This is a genomic window from Rhizobium sp. BE258 (assembly GCF_031457345.1).
GTDB lineage: Bacteria > Pseudomonadota > Alphaproteobacteria > Rhizobiales > Rhizobiaceae > Rhizobium.
Window position 1 is genome coordinate 93,381 of sequence record NZ_JAVDWL010000005.1, and the last position, 15,723, is coordinate 109,103.

Annotated in this window: 18 protein-coding genes and 1 tRNA gene; 10 read left to right on the plus strand and 9 right to left on the minus strand. The window is 60.9% G+C overall.

The window, feature by feature from the left end; genetic code table 11:
- Window positions 1-41: 41 nt before the first annotated feature.
- The 3 genes from J2X43_RS18770 to J2X43_RS18780 are packed head-to-tail and all read right to left on the minus strand — an operon-like array spanning window position 42 to window position 3,069.
- Window positions 42-1,352 (minus strand): HlyC/CorC family transporter, encoded by a 1,311-nt coding sequence (locus J2X43_RS18770; RefSeq protein ID WP_310296183.1) that lies wholly within the window; start codon window positions 1,350-1,352, stop codon window positions 42-44.
- Window positions 1,349-2,482 carry a 3-dehydroquinate synthase gene (gene aroB / locus J2X43_RS18775; protein WP_310296185.1) on the minus strand — a complete coding sequence of 378 codons (1,134 nt, stop codon included), beginning with the start codon at window positions 2,480-2,482 and terminating at the stop codon, window positions 1,349-1,351. Before aroB ends, J2X43_RS18770 begins: the two co-directional genes overlap by 4 nt.
- The gene (locus J2X43_RS18780; RefSeq protein ID WP_310296187.1) at window positions 2,479-3,069 is read right to left on the minus strand and encodes a shikimate kinase; all 591 of its coding nucleotides are present in this window, start codon (window positions 3,067-3,069) and stop codon (window positions 2,479-2,481) included. Before J2X43_RS18780 ends, aroB begins: the two co-directional genes overlap by 4 nt.
- Before the next feature lie 148 nt (window positions 3,070-3,217).
- On the opposite strand from J2X43_RS18780, the gene J2X43_RS18785 reads away from it, so the two are divergent.
- The 5 genes from J2X43_RS18785 to J2X43_RS18805 all read left to right on the plus strand — a co-directional run bounded on the left by J2X43_RS18785 (window position 3,218) and on the right by J2X43_RS18805 (window position 7,054).
- A complete protein-coding gene (locus J2X43_RS18785) occupies window positions 3,218-3,394 on the plus strand; it encodes a hypothetical protein (RefSeq protein ID WP_310296189.1) in 177 nt (58 codons plus the stop codon).
- 4 nt (window positions 3,395-3,398) lie between these two features.
- Window positions 3,399-4,352, plus strand: a complete 954-nt coding sequence (xerD, locus tag J2X43_RS18790) for a site-specific tyrosine recombinase XerD (protein WP_310296192.1) — start codon at window positions 3,399-3,401, stop codon at window positions 4,350-4,352.
- A gap of 61 nt (window positions 4,353-4,413) precedes the next feature.
- Window positions 4,414-5,367, plus strand: a complete 954-nt coding sequence (locus J2X43_RS18795) for an acetyl-CoA carboxylase carboxyltransferase subunit alpha (RefSeq protein ID WP_310296195.1) — start codon at window positions 4,414-4,416, stop codon at window positions 5,365-5,367.
- A gap of 200 nt (window positions 5,368-5,567) precedes the next feature.
- Entirely contained in the window at window positions 5,568-6,824 is a 1,257-nt protein-coding gene (locus J2X43_RS18800; protein WP_310296197.1) for a murein L,D-transpeptidase family protein, read from the plus strand.
- A complete protein-coding gene (locus J2X43_RS18805; protein ID WP_112386155.1) occupies window positions 6,821-7,054 on the plus strand; it encodes a sulfurtransferase TusA family protein in 234 nt (77 codons plus the stop codon). The genes J2X43_RS18800 and J2X43_RS18805 overlap by 4 nt, the downstream gene beginning before the upstream one ends.
- A 3-nt stretch (window positions 7,055-7,057) precedes the next feature.
- Here J2X43_RS18805 and J2X43_RS18810 read toward each other — a convergent pair whose 3' ends face one another.
- Window positions 7,058-8,218, minus strand: a complete 1,161-nt coding sequence (locus J2X43_RS18810; protein WP_310296199.1) for a GTP-binding protein — start codon at window positions 8,216-8,218, stop codon at window positions 7,058-7,060.
- Window positions 8,219-8,230: 12 nt separating this feature from the next.
- The gene (locus tag J2X43_RS18815) at window positions 8,231-9,352 is read right to left on the minus strand and encodes a D-alanyl-D-alanine carboxypeptidase family protein (protein ID WP_310296201.1); all 1,122 of its coding nucleotides are present in this window, start codon (window positions 9,350-9,352) and stop codon (window positions 8,231-8,233) included.
- Window positions 9,353-9,502: 150 nt separating this feature from the next.
- Here J2X43_RS18815 and J2X43_RS18820 point away from each other — a divergent pair, with 150 nt between their 5' ends.
- Together J2X43_RS18820 and J2X43_RS18825 are read left to right on the plus strand one after the other, a co-directional pair.
- Window positions 9,503-10,666 (plus strand): M20 aminoacylase family protein, encoded by a 1,164-nt coding sequence (locus tag J2X43_RS18820; protein ID WP_310296202.1) that lies wholly within the window; start codon window positions 9,503-9,505, stop codon window positions 10,664-10,666.
- A 70-nt stretch (window positions 10,667-10,736) separates the two neighbouring features.
- Window positions 10,737-10,813, plus strand: a tRNA-Arg gene (locus J2X43_RS18825).
- 148 nt (window positions 10,814-10,961) lie between these two features.
- Here the strand turns inward: J2X43_RS18825 and J2X43_RS18830 are convergent.
- Entirely contained in the window at window positions 10,962-11,477 is a 516-nt protein-coding gene (locus J2X43_RS18830) for a DUF992 domain-containing protein (RefSeq protein WP_112386170.1), read from the minus strand.
- Between the two features lie 352 nt (window positions 11,478-11,829).
- On the opposite strand from J2X43_RS18830, the gene J2X43_RS18835 reads away from it, so the two are divergent.
- Window positions 11,830-12,051: a hypothetical protein gene (locus J2X43_RS18835; protein ID WP_112386159.1), complete on the plus strand. Its 222-nt coding sequence runs from the start codon at window positions 11,830-11,832 to the stop codon at window positions 12,049-12,051.
- Window positions 12,052-12,168: 117 nt separating this feature from the next.
- Complete coding sequence (locus J2X43_RS18840; RefSeq protein ID WP_310296205.1) at window positions 12,169-12,333, plus strand: hypothetical protein; 165 nt, start codon at window positions 12,169-12,171, stop codon at window positions 12,331-12,333.
- Here the strand turns inward: J2X43_RS18840 and J2X43_RS18845 are convergent, their stop codons facing one another.
- The 3 genes from J2X43_RS18845 to J2X43_RS18855 all read right to left on the minus strand — a co-directional run bounded on the left by J2X43_RS18845 (window position 12,334) and on the right by J2X43_RS18855 (window position 14,209).
- Window positions 12,334-13,131: a class I SAM-dependent methyltransferase gene (locus tag J2X43_RS18845; protein WP_310296207.1), complete on the minus strand. Its 798-nt coding sequence runs from the start codon at window positions 13,129-13,131 to the stop codon at window positions 12,334-12,336.
- Window positions 13,132-13,236: 105 nt separating this feature from the next.
- On the minus strand, window positions 13,237-13,503 hold the full coding sequence (locus tag J2X43_RS18850; protein ID WP_310296209.1) for a BON domain-containing protein: 267 nt from the start codon (window positions 13,501-13,503) through the stop codon (window positions 13,237-13,239).
- 58 nt (window positions 13,504-13,561) lie between these two features.
- Complete coding sequence (locus J2X43_RS18855) at window positions 13,562-14,209, minus strand: hypothetical protein (RefSeq protein WP_405049621.1); 648 nt, start codon at window positions 14,207-14,209, stop codon at window positions 13,562-13,564.
- Between the two features lie 315 nt (window positions 14,210-14,524).
- On the opposite strand from J2X43_RS18855, the gene dxr reads away from it, so the two are divergent.
- The gene (gene dxr / locus J2X43_RS18860; protein ID WP_310296211.1) at window positions 14,525-15,718 is read left to right on the plus strand and encodes a 1-deoxy-D-xylulose-5-phosphate reductoisomerase; all 1,194 of its coding nucleotides are present in this window, start codon (window positions 14,525-14,527) and stop codon (window positions 15,716-15,718) included.
- Window positions 15,719-15,723: the final 5 nt, after the last annotated feature.

Here is a 15,723-nt window from a genome sequence, read left to right on the forward strand (position 1 = left end):
ATATAAGTCTTTGCGGCGCGCGATCCAACAGCAAAAGCCGGTTAGACCGCCTTGGGCGCGTCTTCCTCGGCGGGGCGAATGCGCAGCTTGGTGATGCGGTTCTTCTCGCGCTTCATCACAATGAAGCGCTTGCCGTAGAAGGTGAAGGCCTGCCGCTCTTCCGGGATTGTCATCGACTCGTGAATGACGAGGCCGGCAATCGTCGTCGCCTCCTCGTCGGGAAGCTGCCAGTCGAGCGCCCGGTTCAGGTCACGGATCGGAACGCCGCCATCGACGACAACGGAACCGTCGGCCTCCTGACGGACACCCTGCATCTCGATGTCGTGCTCGTCGGAAATATCGCCGACGATCTCTTCCAGAATATCCTCGAGGGTGACGATGCCCTGCACCTCGCCATATTCATCGACGACGACGGCGAAATGTTGCTTGCGGCGCAGGAAGGCGTTCAGCTGATCTTCGAGATTGGTGCTGTCAGGCACGAACCAAGGCTTCTGCGCGATCCTGACGACATCGAGATTCTCAGGCTCGACATTCGGCTCGGCCAGCGCCCGCAGCAGGTCCTTTGCATGCACAACGCCGATGATGTTGTCGGTCGTGCCGCGCCACAGCGGCATGCGCGTATAGGGACTTTCAAGGATGGTGCGGACTATCGCTTCCGGCGCGTCGTCGGCATTGATGGCCCGCATCGCCATGCGATGCACCATGATGTCAGACAATTCGAGCTGGCTGAGATCGAGAACGCCGCCGAGACGGTCGCGATCTGCCTTGACGACCGAGCCTTCCCGGTGAAGCAGATCGACCGCACCGCGCAGCTCTTCATGCGCCGTCAGCATCGATGTTTCGCGCGACAGCGTTATGCCGAAGACACCGAGGATCTTGCGCACGATCGCATTGATGAAGGACGATATCGGCCCGACGATGGCGACGAAAAGCTTGACGGCAAAGGCAACCGTCAGGGCGAAACGGTCAGGCGTCGAGATCGCCCAGCTCTTCGGCAGAACTTCCGCAAAGATGACGAGGATGACGGTCATCGCCAGCGTTGCGAGCGCCACACCGGAATTACCGAACAATCCGAGAAACAGGCTGGTCGCCAGCGCCGACGACAGGATGTTGGCGAGATTGTTGCCGATCAGCAGAGCACCGATCAGCCGGTCGCGCCGCTCGATCAGCTCCCGCACCACGCCGGCGCGCTCGTCGCCATTGGCCTCGAGCGTATGGATGCGGCTGCGCGAGACGGCGGTCAGCGCCGTTTCCGATCCGGAGAAGAAAGCGGACATGAGAACGAGGGCCACGATGGAGACAATTTCTGGCCAGTACACGGAAAGAAATGCCAGCGTGCCTTCGATGCTCATTGCGGGTGCTTTTCCTTGAGGAAGCTCAATACTTCGGATTGCGGCACGTCATCGGCGATGAAGGATTGCCCGATCCCGCGCGTCAGGATGAAGGTGAACTGGCCGTTCTTGACCTTCTTGTCCTGCGCCATCGCTTCCATCAGCCTTTCGGCCGGCGGCAGCTCGCCCGGGATATCCGACATGCGCGTCGGCAGGCCAACCGCCTTCAGATGCGTCTCGACGCGTTTGGCGTCATCGGGGCTCGCAAGGTTCATGCGCGCCGAAAACTCATGCGCCAGCACCATACCGATCGAAACGCCTTCGCCGTGTACCAGGCGGGCACTGTCATAGGCCGTGGCCGCTTCCAGCGCGTGACCGAAGGTGTGGCCGAGGTTGAGCAGGGCGCGCGGGCCATTTTCCCGCTCGTCGGCCACCACCACATCGGATTTCGCCTGGCAACTGGTGGCGATCGCCTGGATGCGGGCATCACCGCCGGCAAACACCGCCTGCCAGTTCGTCTCCAGCCACGCAAAGAAATCAGGCTTGTCGATCAGGCCATACTTGGCGACCTCGGCATAGCCGGCCCGGAATTCGCGCTCCGTCAGCGTGTTCAGCACATCGGTATCCGCAAGCACCAAATCCGGCTGATGGAAGACGCCGATAAGGTTCTTGCCATGGCGGCTGTTGATGCCGGTCTTGCCGCCGACGGATGAATCGACCTGCGACAGCAGAGAGGTCGGCACCTGCACGAAGCGCACGCCGCGGCGCACGATACCGGCAGCAAAACCTGCGAGGTCACCGATCACACCGCCGCCGAGCGCGACGACATAATCATTCCGCTCGACACGCGCTTCTAGCACCTTGTCGCAGACCGTCATCAGATGTTCGAAGCTCTTGGTCTTCTCGCCGGCCGGCAACACCAGCGTGGAGCATGCAATGCCGGATGCTTCCAGGCTCGCGACCAGCGCATCGAGATAGATGGGCGCCACATTCGCGTCGGTGACAATAGCCGCCTTGCGGCCCTTGAGGCGGGCGGTGATTTCAGCACCGGCGCGCGCAATCAGCCCCGGCCCGATCAGAATATCGTAGGCGCGGTCGCCAAGCGGCACATGCACCTTCTTTTCGGCGGCAACGGAAGCGATCGCATTCATGGCACTGCACTTTCAGTTTGGTGTTCGACCACGGCCTTCAGCACTTCGTCGGCCATCAATTCCTTGCGCACATCGCGCGACAAAACGGTGACGTCGGCCTGCGCATAGATCGGGTATCGCGCGTTCATCAGGTTTTCGAGTGTCTGCATCGGGTTTTCGGTCTTCAGAAGCGGCCGGGTATCGCGCTTGTTGACGCGTTCCCAGAGCACATCCAGATCGGCCTTAAGCCACAGCGACAGGCCGCCCTTCTTGATATGCTTGCGGGTGCGGTCGTTGATGAAGGCACCGCCGCCGGTCGAAACCACGCGAGGCCCGTTCTTCAAAAGCCGCTTCATCACCCGCGTTTCCAGCGCCCTGAATTCTTCTTCGCCATAGGATGCGAAGAGTTCGGTGATGGTCATGCGCGAAACGCGCTCGATCTCAACGTCGCTATCGATGAACGGAATTCCAAGCTGCTGGGCAACAAGCCGCCCGACGGAGGATTTTCCTGCACCCATAAGGCCGACGAGGATAAGATTGCGGGACCCGAGCGCGGCGCGAGCTCTGTCTTTCAGACTGTCTGCAACTGTCAGAACTGGGTCACTCATCGGTCCATTCACACTTTGTTTGCAAACGGTATCGACAAATGAAGGTGTAGCGTCAAGTCGCGGGCAAGGGAAACATGTTCCAAATGCGGCTTCTTGCACGCAATCGCGCTTCTCCCTAAAAAGAGGCCAAGCTCATGGAGTTCAAGAAATGCCGACCCTCTTCCGTTTCCTCGCTGTCTTGGCGGTTATCGCCGGGGCGATCTACGGAGGCATGGTGGCCCTGGTGACCTTCGTCGAGCCGCAACCGCGCGACGTGACGATCCGCATTCCGTCGGAGCGCATCAATCCGCCGGCAACCGGCACCATCGCCCCGGCGAAGAAGTAGGCCGATGCGGGATCTCGGCCGCGTTCACGTGGAATCCTTTCTGGAGATGATGAGCGCCGAACGCGGCGCAGCCGAGAACACGCTGCAATCCTACGAGCGCGATCTCGACGATCTCCACTCCTTTCTGAACGGACGCAGCGTCCGTCTGACGGAAGCGGCCTCCGCCGACCTGACCGCCTATCTCTCGTCGCTTGCGGGCCAGGGCTTCAAGCCCTCGTCGCAGGCCCGAAGACTGGCCTCGATGCGGCAATTCTACAAGTTTCTCTATGCCGAAGGTCTCCGAACGGACGACCCGACGGGTGTGCTCGACTCCCCGAAGAAGGGCCGGCCGCTGCCGAAAACCATGGGCGTCGAAGACGTGACCCGGCTGTTGACGCAGGCCGAGCACGAGGCCGGCGATCCTGTCGCCGGGCAACTGAACCGCCGTCGCATGCTGGCGCTTCTCGAATTGTTGTATGCCACCGGCATGCGCGTCAGCGAGCTTGTATCGCTGCCGGCCCGGGTCCTGGATCAGGAGGGACGCTTCCTGATTATCCGCGGCAAGGGAAACAAGGAACGTCTCGTCCCGCTTTCGCAATCGGCGATCGCGGCACTGAAGGCTTACGGCAGCGCGATGGCTGTGGAAAACGCCAGCGCCAAGGAGCCCACCGAGAGCCCCTGGCTATTCCCGGCAGCGTCGAAAGAGGGCCATCTGCCACGGCAGGTCTTCGCCCGCGACCTGAAGAACCTTGCGATCCGCGCCGGGCTGACCCCATCTATGATTTCGCCGCATGTCATGCGCCACGCCTTCGCCAGCCACCTGCTGGCCAACGGCGCGGACCTGCGTGTTGTCCAGGAACTTCTCGGACATTCGGACATTTCGACGACGCAGATCTACACCCACGTCCTGGAAGAACGCCTGCAACAACTGGTGCAAACGCATCACCCTCTTGCAAAACAGGCGAAAAAGCACGAATAGGACCGGCGACAAGGGGCAACGCCAGCAATTGCCCCGGGCACAAGGAACGGAAACGCACCTCATGCACAATTATCTCGACTTCGAAAAGCCGATCTCCGACCTCGAAGCTAAGATCATCGAACTGAAGAAGCTCGCGTCCGAGGACGAGAGCATCGACACGTCGGATGAAGTCGGCAGGCTCGAAGTTCGCGTTCGCGAAGCGATGGTCGATATCTATTCCAAGCTCAATGCCTGGCAGAAGACGCAGGTCGCGCGCCATCCGCAGCGTCCGCATTTCGTCGATTACGCCAAGGTCTTGTTCCAGGAATTCACGCCGCTCGCCGGCGACCGCAAGTTTTCCGAGGATGCCGCCATCCAGGCGGGCCTCGCCCGCTTCCGCGGCCAGCCCGTCGCCGTCATCGGCCAGGAAAAGGGCAACGACACCAAGAGCCGCCTGAAGCACAATTTCGGCAGCGCCCGTCCTGAAGGTTACCGCAAGGCGATCCGTGTGCTTGAAATGGCCGACCGTTTCGGCCTGCCCGTGATCACGCTGGTCGATACGGCAGGTGCCTATCCGGGCGTCGGCGCCGAAGAGCGCGGCCAGGCGGAAGCCATCGCCCGCTCGACGGAAATGTGCCTTGGCGTCAAGGTTCCGATCGTTTCCGTCGTTATCGGCGAAGGCGGTTCGGGCGGCGCGATCGCCATTGCCACCGGCAACAAGGTCTTCATGCTCGAGCATTCGATCTACAGCGTGATCTCGCCGGAAGGTGCGGCCTCGATCCTCTGGCGCGATTCCACCCGCGCCAAGGAAGCGGCGACCAACATGAAGATCACCGCCGAAGACCTGAAGTCGCTTGGCATCATCGACGGCATCATCCCGGAACCGCTGGGCGGCGCCCATCGCGATCCGGACCATGTCATTGCCGCCGCAGGCGACGTGATTGCCAATTCGCTTGCCGAGCTTTCGCCGCGTTCCGGCGAGCAGCTGCGCCACGACCGCCGTCAGAAATTCCTGTCGATGGGCCGTAACCTCTAAGGCAGCCACAGAAAAATTGGCCCGATTAGGGCCAAATCTTGGCCACAATAATGTTATCTACCAGTTTTCGCGCTTGCGGGGGCGCCGCGGGCCGGTCATATCCTCGTAAGGATTTGTAAAGTATAAGCCGCCTATGATTCTCGGTATTGCCCGGATTCTACGGTGTGGAGCGGGCTGAATCTGGTAGTTGGGCTAACTGAATGCGCATTCGTCATTTCGCCTACGTTTCCTTGATGGCACTCGCCTTGGCGGGCTGCAACGACACGCTGGAATCGGCAAGCAAGATCGACCTCTCCACCGTCAAGAACAAGGTGGAGCAGCCTCTGCCTCCGCGCATTCTGGCGCAGATGAGCGCCAAGAGCATGGATCGCAATTCGCCGATCCTGATCCGCATATTCAAGGAAGAAGGCGCGCTCGAGATCTGGAAGGCGAAGACCGACAACCGCTTCGACAAGATCGCCGACTACAAGATCTGCGCTTGGTCCGGCCGTCTCGGCCCGAAGGTGAAGACCGGCGACCGGCAGGCTCCGGAGGGGTTCTACAACCTGACCCGTGCCAATCTGAACCCGAATTCGAAATATTATCTCGCCATCAACACCGGCTTCCCGAACAAGTATGACGCCGTCAATGGCCGCAGCGGTTCGGACTTGATGATCCATGGCGCCTGCTCGTCCTCGGGCTGCTACTCGATGACCGACGAACAGGTTCTTGAGATCTACGCCTTCGCACGCGACGCCTTCAAGGGCGGCCAGACCTCGGTTCAGCTGCAGGCCTTCCCGTTCCGCATGAGCGCGGAAAACATGTACAAGCACCGGCTCGACCCGAGCTACGACTTCTGGAAGATGCTGAAGGTCGGCTACGACAATTTCGAAGTCACCAAGCGCCCGCCAGAGGTGAATGTCTGCGAGAAGAAATACGTCTTCAACCAGCAGACGGCTGACGGCGGCGGCTTCAATCCGGCAGGCAAGTGCCCGGCCATGTCGACGCCCCCGGCGCTCGCATCGGCTCTGGCGTCCTACGACAAGACCTATGCCATGGATTATGCCAAGGCCGAGAAGAAGTTCGACGGCCTCGCCTGGTATGACCCGACCGAAGCCGAACGCAAGGCTGTCGTCGCCAAGACCCGCAAGGGCCGCGATCTCGCTTACGCGCCGACCGGAACCTCGCTGGAAGCCGGCCGCATGGTCAAGGTTGCCGAGCTTGAAGGCATGATGTCGAAGCCGGCAGTGCCTGCCACGGTTCCGGCAACTGCGATTGCAGCGGCAACGCCAGCGCCTGCTGCAGCAGCACCGGCCGCCGCGGCACCCGCTCAGCCGGCCGCCACGGCTGTTGCCGAGGCTTCGCCTGCAAACGTTCCGGTTCCGCAGCAGAACCCGCTAGCCTTCGCGCCCGAGCCGCCGCAGGAAACCGCCGACGCTTCCAAGAAGCCGTTCTGGAAATTCTGGTCCAAGAATTGAGCGGTTCCGACGCCGTCGCCTATGACCTTCGCGGTCTGAAGTGTCCCCTGCCCGTGCTGAAAACGCGCCGCAAGATGTCCTCCATGGCCAGCGGCGCGCTCATCCGGGTCGAAACGACGGACCCGCTGGCCGGCATCGATATCCCGCATTTCTGCAATGAAGACGGCCATGAGCTGCTGGAAACGGTGAAGACCGAGAGCGGCCACCGCTTCCTGATCCGCCGGAAATAGGTCTCAGATCTTCATTCCGGGAATGGCAAGCGGGTTGGATTCCAGCGCCGCACGATCCGGCGTGTCGATGCGCGGCTTGCCGAGGAAGGCATCGAACAGCGTCTTGACGAAGTCCTCGGGCAGATCCTTGGTGATCAGCACCATGCGCGTGCGCCGGTCGTTGGCATCGGGCCAGGCAGGCAGGCGCACCGGCGGATGGAAGATGTTCTGCACGCCATGCAGCACCAGCGGCTTGTCCGGCCGATCCGAAACCGCAACGATCGCCTTCATCCTGAGCAGCTTCTCGCCATGCGCCGAGCGCAGGAGATCGATAAACATTTCGAGCGCCATCGGATCGATTGGCTTGTCTTCGATGATCGAGAAAGACCGGATCGAGGCATCGTGACGGTTCACATCATGCGGATCCTGGCCATCGTGGTGATGGTCATGATGGTGGTGGTGGCCGTGACCATGATGGTGATGATGATCGTGGTGATGGTGATCATGCGCGTTTTCATCGCGCAGCCACCGGCCGACATCGGCAATCTTCGTCTCCGGATCGTAGAGGCCATTGACGAGCACGCCGGCGGTGCCGGTCTCTTCGTCATCGGCATCCATCAGAGCCGCCCTCGGATTAAGATCGCGCAGCCGCGCTTCAAGCGCGCCAAGACGTTCACCATCGGCCATTGGCCGCTTCGAGACGATCAGTCGGTCGGCAACAGCCACCTGCTTGCGGGCTTCCTCGTGAATGTCGAGCGTCTGCAATCCGTTGACGGCATCGACGACGGTCACGATGCCATCGAGCTGAAAATTCGTGGTAATGACTGGGTTGCCCATGATCGCCTGCATGACCGGCGCCGGGTCGGCGAGCCCTGTCGTCTCGATGACGATGCGCTCCACCGACTTTACCTTGCCGGTCTGGATCGCATCCATCAGATTGGCGAGCGTATCGACCAGCTCGCCGCGCACCGTGCAGCACAGGCAGCCGTCCGAAAGCTCGATGATCGCATCGCCGGAACTCTCGACAAGCAGATGGTCGATGCCGACATCGCCGAATTCATTGATGATGACGGCCGCATCCTTCATCGCCGGATCCTTGAGGATCCGGTTCAGAAGCGTCGATTTTCCCGCGCCGAGAAAACCGGTCAGGATGGTGACCGGGATCCGGTCTGCATGCAGGCTCATGGGATATTGCCTTTAGAACGACGTCGGACGCGGTAGCGGCACCGGGATATTGGCGGCATCGCCCATCGCGTCTGTTTTGGCACCCTTGTCAGGCTGGGTATCCTGACCGGGGATGAGGCCGGCGAAGACGAAATTCGGCTCGTGGTCCATCTCGTGAATGTAAGGCGACTGCACCTTCATCCGGCCGACCTCGTCGCGCGTTTCGCTACGCACCTTGGCGCCCTTGGCGCTGCAGATTTCGGCGCTGATATCGCTGACCGCATCCTGCCCCGGCCCGTAGGGCTTCAGCGAGGCAAGCGTTGCACTTGATCCGGCGGGCGTCGCAAAGCCCTTCTCCAGCAGGTTGGCCGTCGCATCAGCGCGCGCGGCAAGGCTGTCCGTACCGAGCACGACCGAAACCACGGTGCGTCCGTTGCGGGTGGCAGAGCCGATCTGGTTGAAACCCGAAGCGCAGATGAACCCGGTCTTCATACCATCCGCACCGGCAAAACGGCCGATCAGCAGATTGATGCTCGGCGTATTGGTCTTGCCGTTGGTAAAGCCTTCAAGCGCGAAATAGCCCGAATATTGCGGAAAATCGCGGCGCAGCGCGACGGTCAGAACCGCGAGATCGCGCGCCGTCGTGTACTGGCCCTTGCCCGGAAGTCCGTTCGGATTGACGAAATGCGAATCCGTCATGCCGAGCTTCAGGGCTTCCGCATTCATGCGCAGCACGAAGGCATCCTGCGTTCCCGCCACCGCTTCCGCGACCGCGACGGCGATATCATTCGCAGACTTGACCATCAGGATCTTCAGCGCGCTGTCGAGCGTCAGCTTCTGGCCTGGCTTGTAATACATCTTGGCGGCAGGCTGCGCTGCGGCCTGCTTGCTCATCACGATCGGCGTATCGAGGCTGATCTGGCCGGAGCGGATGGCATCGAAGGTTGTATAGACGGTCATTAGCTTGGTCAGCGAGGCCGGATACCATTTGCGGAAGGCCTCTTCGTGCTCGAGGACGCGGCCGCTCTGAACATCGACGAGAATATGCGGATTGGCTTGCGCCAGCGGAACCGAAGAAAGCAGTGCGGCAGTGGCACTGACGGCGAAAGAGACCGGCCGCAGGGCGGCAAACAAACGATTCTGGCGCGTCGACACGTCTAGTCCTTAAGATGTCCGGAAAATCTCGAAACCTTCACTATTTAACGTATATGGCCATGACATGGCAAAGGCCATTGAATAAGTTCTTTTCGCGGCAGCCGCTATCTCTGCCGCGGAATAGCCCGTTACCGGTACAGGAATTTGAGCATGCCGATTTTGAACAGAGCCGCTGAATTGCAGGACGAAGTGACCGAATGGCGCCGTCACATCCACGCCCGTCCGGAGCTTCTTTTCGCGGTGGAGAACACGGCAGCCTTTGTCGCCGAAAAGCTGAAGGAGTTCGGCGTCGACGAAATCGTCACCGGCATCGGCCGCACCGGCGTCGTCGGCCTGATCAAGGGAAATGGCGGAGGCAGCCGCACCATCGGCCTGCGCGCCGACATGGACGCCCTGCCGCTGACCGAAATTTCAGGCAAACCCTGGGCCTCGACCACGCCGGGCAAGATGCACGCCTGCGGTCATGACGGCCACACGGCCATGCTGCTCGGCGCCGCCAAATATCTGGCCGAGACGCGCAATTTCAATGGCAACGTCGCCGTCATCTTCCAGCCCGCCGAAGAGGGCGGCGGCGGCGGCAACCTGATGGTCAAGGACGGCATGATGGAGCGGTTCTCCATCGAGGAAGTCTATGGCATGCACAATCTGCCGGGCTTGCCCGTCGGCCAGTTCGCCATCCGCAAGGGCCCGATCATGGCGGCGACCGACGAGTTCACCGTCACCATCAAGGGCCGCGGCGGCCACGCGGCCCAGCCGAACCGCACGATCGACCCGATCGCCATCGGCGCCCAGATCGTCGCCAATCTGCAGATGATCGCCGCGCGCACCGTCGATCCGCTGCGCTCGGTCGTCGTGTCCGTCACCAAGTTCAACGCCGGCTTCGCCCATAACGTCATCCCCAACGACGCCCAGATCGCCGGCACGATCCGCACGCTCGACCCTGAAGTGCGCGACATCGCCGAAAGCCGCTTCAAGCAGGTCATCAACGGCCTTACCGCGGCGCACGGCGCCGAAGCCGACATCGCCTTCCATCGCAACTATCCAGTGACCGTCAACCACGCGGCCGAGACCGGCCACGCTATCGCGACGGCGACCGATATTGCCGGTGCGGCCAACGTCAACCCGGAAATCGACCCGATGATGGGAGGCGAGGATTTCTCCTACATGCTGAACGCCCGCCCGGGCGCCTTCATCTTCATCGGCAACGGCGACACCGCAGGCCTCCACAACCCGGCCTACGATTTCAATGATGAGGTCATCACCCACGGCATTTCCTACTGGGTGCGCCTCGCCGAACAGCGCCTCGACGCCTGATCTATACTGAAAACCGGACTGAAAAAGGCTTGGCTTCGCGCCAAGCCTTTTGTATGCATGAGCCCCAAGTGGTTCCGTAGCTCAGCAGGATAGAGCATCAGATTCCTAATCTGAGGGTCACGCGTTCGAATCGCGTCGGAATCACCATTCGCTTCAAAATCATAGCTGATCCGGCGGCGCGGAACGTTCCAGCGGCGTTCCTGCTTGCGCGTCCACTACTAAGGGACCGGTTGTTCGAAACGTAAGTTGAGCACACCCCTCCCGCTTGCGCGGAAGGGGCGCGAATTGCCTGTGATCAACCCGGGGTCAGCGTCATCGACGCGCTACCCGCCGCAACGTTCAGGCCAAGCTGGCCGGTTACGCTGAGCGCCTGCAGGTGGATCGATCCCGACGTGCCGCCAATTAGCACATTGGCGCCGACGCCGGCACCGACGGTCGCTTCGGCAGATGCGCCGACATAGAGGCCGCCGAGCGAGCCGCGGTGATAGCCGGCGGTCGGGGCGAAGACGGCCCAGACGAGGCGGCTGCGGGTGGTGAAGCCGAGGTCGATGCCGAGCTTGCGGATATCGCCGGTATAGTGATCGGTCACTTCATTGCCGATCGTCGAGCTGAATACGCAATCGGCTTCCTTCGCGGAGCCGAGAACATAGCCGAGGCCGCCGCCGATATCGCAGGTCAGCATGCCGATCTTGACGCCGCCGCGCGTATCCGGTTCCTCGTAGGTCCGGACCATATCGGCAGCGCTCGCCGCCGTGACGCAAGCCTGCGTAAGCGAAGCTGCTGCAATTACCATCGCAATGGTCTTTTTCATCATGGTCTCCTTCTCAAATGGCACCGGCAGCTTCTGATCGAAACCGCACCGGCAAGCAAACCCAGCCACAAATAACGTATGGGATCGCAGAACGATCCAAGCGGCCTTCATTGTTTCCATGCGCAATGAAGAACGTTCTTAACGTTCTGATCGCAAAGGGGACAATTCGAAGGCAGGACCGTTGCTTATTGGCCGCACTCGATGCCGGAATTGCTTTTCGCATACCCCACGCAGAAATTGAGTAAGGCCGGACAATAGCCGCTCCAGGGCGAAAAACCTAAATATTTCGTAAGGTTGGAACCAGGCGTGCGATTGGCGAGTTGATCGTCCGGTTAATCGAAAGGCCAAAACCATGAAATCTCTTATTCTTGCATCCATGCTTGCAGCAGCCGCCATTGTTTCGACCACTGCGCCGTCACAGGCAGCAAACGTAACCGTAACCACCACAGAGCGCGCGCCGGCACACCGCTGGCACAAGCCGATGCACCACGTGGCGACGCATTGCTACGTGAAGACGGCCCGCTTCCACGAACACGGCCACTGGGTCGTCAAGAAGACCCGCGTCTGCCGCTAAGACTTATTTCTCAAGATTGGAGAACCGGCCGTCAGAGGCCGGTTTTTCTTTGCGCTTTGCCGGGCTGGAACTTTGCCGCTGGGGCGGCGTTAAGCTGGCAGAACAGGAGTTCCCGTCATGCGTCAAAAACTCACGCTACTTGCGATCGGCTATATCGCCATCAGTGCCGTCATCGTTGCCTTGGCATACCAGCCGCACGGCACCACGACCACCCAGAAGACCGACCGCCTGGCCGGAGCGACCAGCAGTTCGCATTTCTTGGCGGAGCGCTTCGCCGGCTGATCAGCTGAGCGCCGGCTTGTAGGCAACGACGTGGAAATATTCCTCGTCCGGCAACGTCTCGCCGCGCAATAACTGCCCATCGACTGAAAACAGCATCGGATCGCTGTCAAAGCCGCTCTCGCCGAGTTGCGACCGAAGCTGCTCCGGCGTCGTTGCATAGACCATGATACCGAAATCGTGGGCGCGGTGCAGCAGAATAGCATGTTCGCCATCGCGCTGTTCCAGCGGCGCAAACCGACGCTCGCGCACCAGCCCGACGGCATGCTTCACAAGGCGAAAGCCGAGCTTCAGCGGATCGTTCGACCAGACGATCGACGAGCGCGCCCGCTTTTCCCCGAACCCATGCCAATTGCGGTTGAAGGTCGAGAACACGAAGGTGCCGCCAGCCTTCAGCACCCGGGAGACTTCGCCAAGAATTGCCTTGCGGCCATCCGCATCCACGGAATCGATGCCGTTATAGCTGAAGACCACGATGTCGAAGCTGCTCTTCGCAAAGTGTGAGAGATCGCGGGCGTCCATGTTCTCCAGCTGGGCTGAAGGGTAGTTGCGCTGCGCTAGCGCCACCATCTCGGGCGTATAGTCGATACCGACATAATCAGCGGCCACCGGCTGAAACAATCCAGTGGTGCGGCCGCCGCCTATACCGATGTCGAGGATGCGCGCGCCCGCGCCGCGATTGCGGGCGATCTCGAAAACCACACGTTCACCCTCATTGATGAAGCCAGTGCTTGACCGGTATTCACGCCGGGAGAGCGGGTTGCTCCATGTTCTGCGGTTGATCTCTTCCATGCGATGCATAGGCACCTCCGGTAAAACCAGGAAATTTGGCTTTAACCTATGCCGCTGCCCGTGGAGCGTCCAATTACAGAACGTTAATCTTTTGTTAATGGTTAACGCAGGGCGTCAACCGAGCAGGATCTGGTTGCGGACACCGTGGACACCTTTGACCGAGCTGACCACCGCAGTCGCCCGCTCGATCTCTTCGATTGTGCCGACAGTGCCCGTCAGCACGATCTCTTCATTCTCCGCCGTTACCTGAACATCGGACGCATCGATGCTCCCGGCCACGGCCAGCGCCTCTGCTGCCGCAATCTCCAGCGTCGCGTGATTGACAAACTCGGCTTCGATCTCCGGCTGTTTGCCGTGAAAAGTGGCTTCCTTGAAAACCATGACTCTTCCTCCTTTTGTAATGGCAGAGAAACGCCGGAGGCAGCGGTTGGTTCAGATCCTACCAGGTGACCCGGTAGTTGATATTCACATTTGCCGAGCGGCTTGAGGACAGTGGATCGTTGACGGCAGCGTTCAGATTGAGATTCGGCAGGATATTCTGGCTGACGCCGACGGAGCTGGAAAAATCCTGACCGAGGCCGGTAACGCTGCCATTGGCGGTCAGCGCTGTTCCCGTCCAGGGATAAATCAGCTTCATCGCCTGGCTGGCGGTGACCGAAGTCTGGCGCGCGGCCACCGGATCGAAGCCGATATTGACGAAGCGGCTGGTCTGGAGATCAAGCGAGTCGGAGAGAATGAAGCTTTTCGAGCGGCTGAGCATCAGCGCGCCGCTGCCGCGCAGCGTATCGACGCGAACACCGGCAGATTGCTGCGCCGGTCCGGCCGGCGTCGCCCTCACCTTGCTGATCTTGCCCCAGAGCGTGGCCTGCCCCGATCCCTTGAGGATCGCATCGCCATCGGTTGCCGATAACCCGAAATCGGCACCGGCGCTGGTTTCCCACTCGAACGGCAGACGAAACCCCATCGTTGCCTTGTAGGCCTGATCGGACACCTGCACCGGGTTCCAGATTAACAGATTGTCGGCCCGCGCCGGCAGCGTTTGGACAAGCCAGGCGGCGCATAGAATTGTCAGTTTCAGCATCGTCATCAAAGTCGGCCTTTTCGAGCGCCGAGACGCAGGAACCATGCGGATGCATCGCGAAACGCGTCCGTTCATTCCTCCCAATTTTTGAAGTGGCAGGGCACCGCGGTGCCATTTGCCGGATGCGCCCAAGCGCTGGAATGCGGCTCTGGCCGTTCAGGCCGCCGCATCCGTTATCCTCCACGGATGTTACAAGAGTCACATCCCAACGCCGCTCTGTAAACCCCGTTGCGAGAGAAAACTGCTGCGTTGCACACTTGCCGCACCACCCAAAGCCCTGTAGAGCCGAAGGCAAATGACGGCTCTGGATAAGACACGCGCATGAAGACCGGCCTCACCGCGCCGCGGCGCCTCAGCATCTTTGGTTCGACAGGCTCGATCGGCGTCAACACGCTCGACGTGGTCAAGCAGCTTGGCGGCCGCGATGCTTTCGAGGTGGTCGCAATCACCGGCAATGCCAATGTAGCGCTGCTCGCCGAGCAGGCGATTGCCTGCGGCGCCGAACTCGCCGTCACTGCCGACGAAACAAGCTACGGCGCCCTCAAGGACGCGCTTGCAGGCAGTGGTATCGAGGTCGCTGCAGGCCGCGATGCGCTGATCGAAGCGGGCACGCGCAATGCCGGCCTGGTGATGGCGGCAATCGTCGGCACTGCGGGATTGGCGCCGACGCTGGAGGCCGCCAAGCGCGGCGCCGACATCGCCCTTGCCAACAAGGAATGCCTGGTCTCAGCAGGCCAGCTTTTCGTCAAGGCAGTTTCCGAAGGCGGCGGACGGCTGATCCCCGTCGATAGCGAACACAGCGCCATCTTCCAGTCGCTGGAAGATGACCAGCATCATGCCGTCGAGCGCGTCGTTCTGACCGCTTCGGGCGGTCCGTTCCGCACCTGGACGCGCGAGCAGATGGCAGGCGTCACCGCCGATATCGCCCGCGCCCATCCGAATTGGTCGATGGGCCTGAAAATCTCGATCGGCAGCGCTTCGATGTTCAACAAGGCGCTGGAGATGATTGAGGCAAAGCACCTCTTCAACGTTCGTCCAGATCAGGTTGAGGTCATCGTCCATCCGCAGTCGGTCATCCATTCGATGGTCGGCTATGTCGATGGATCGGTGCTGGCGCAGCTCGGCTGCCCGGATATGCGCACCGCGATCGGCTATGCGCTGACCTATCCGAACCGCTCGAAGCTCGATGTCGAGCGGCTGGACTTTGCCAAGCTGGCACGACTGGATTTCGAGGCACCGGATGAAGTGCGCTTCCCGGCACTGCGGCTGGCCCGCACAGCGCTGGAACGCGGCGGCCTGCAGGGCGCCGTCATGAATGCTGCGGAAGAGATCGCCTTCCACGCCTTCTGCGATGGCCGGATTGGCTTCCTTGAGATGGCCGATATTGCCGAGCGCGTGATGGATATGATGACCGGCCACGAGGCCGCCACGACGATGGAAGACGTCTTCGCAGCTGATGACGAGGCAAGACGGCGCGCCGGCGAAATCATTGTTCAAAAGGAAATGGCCGCTTAAGCGGC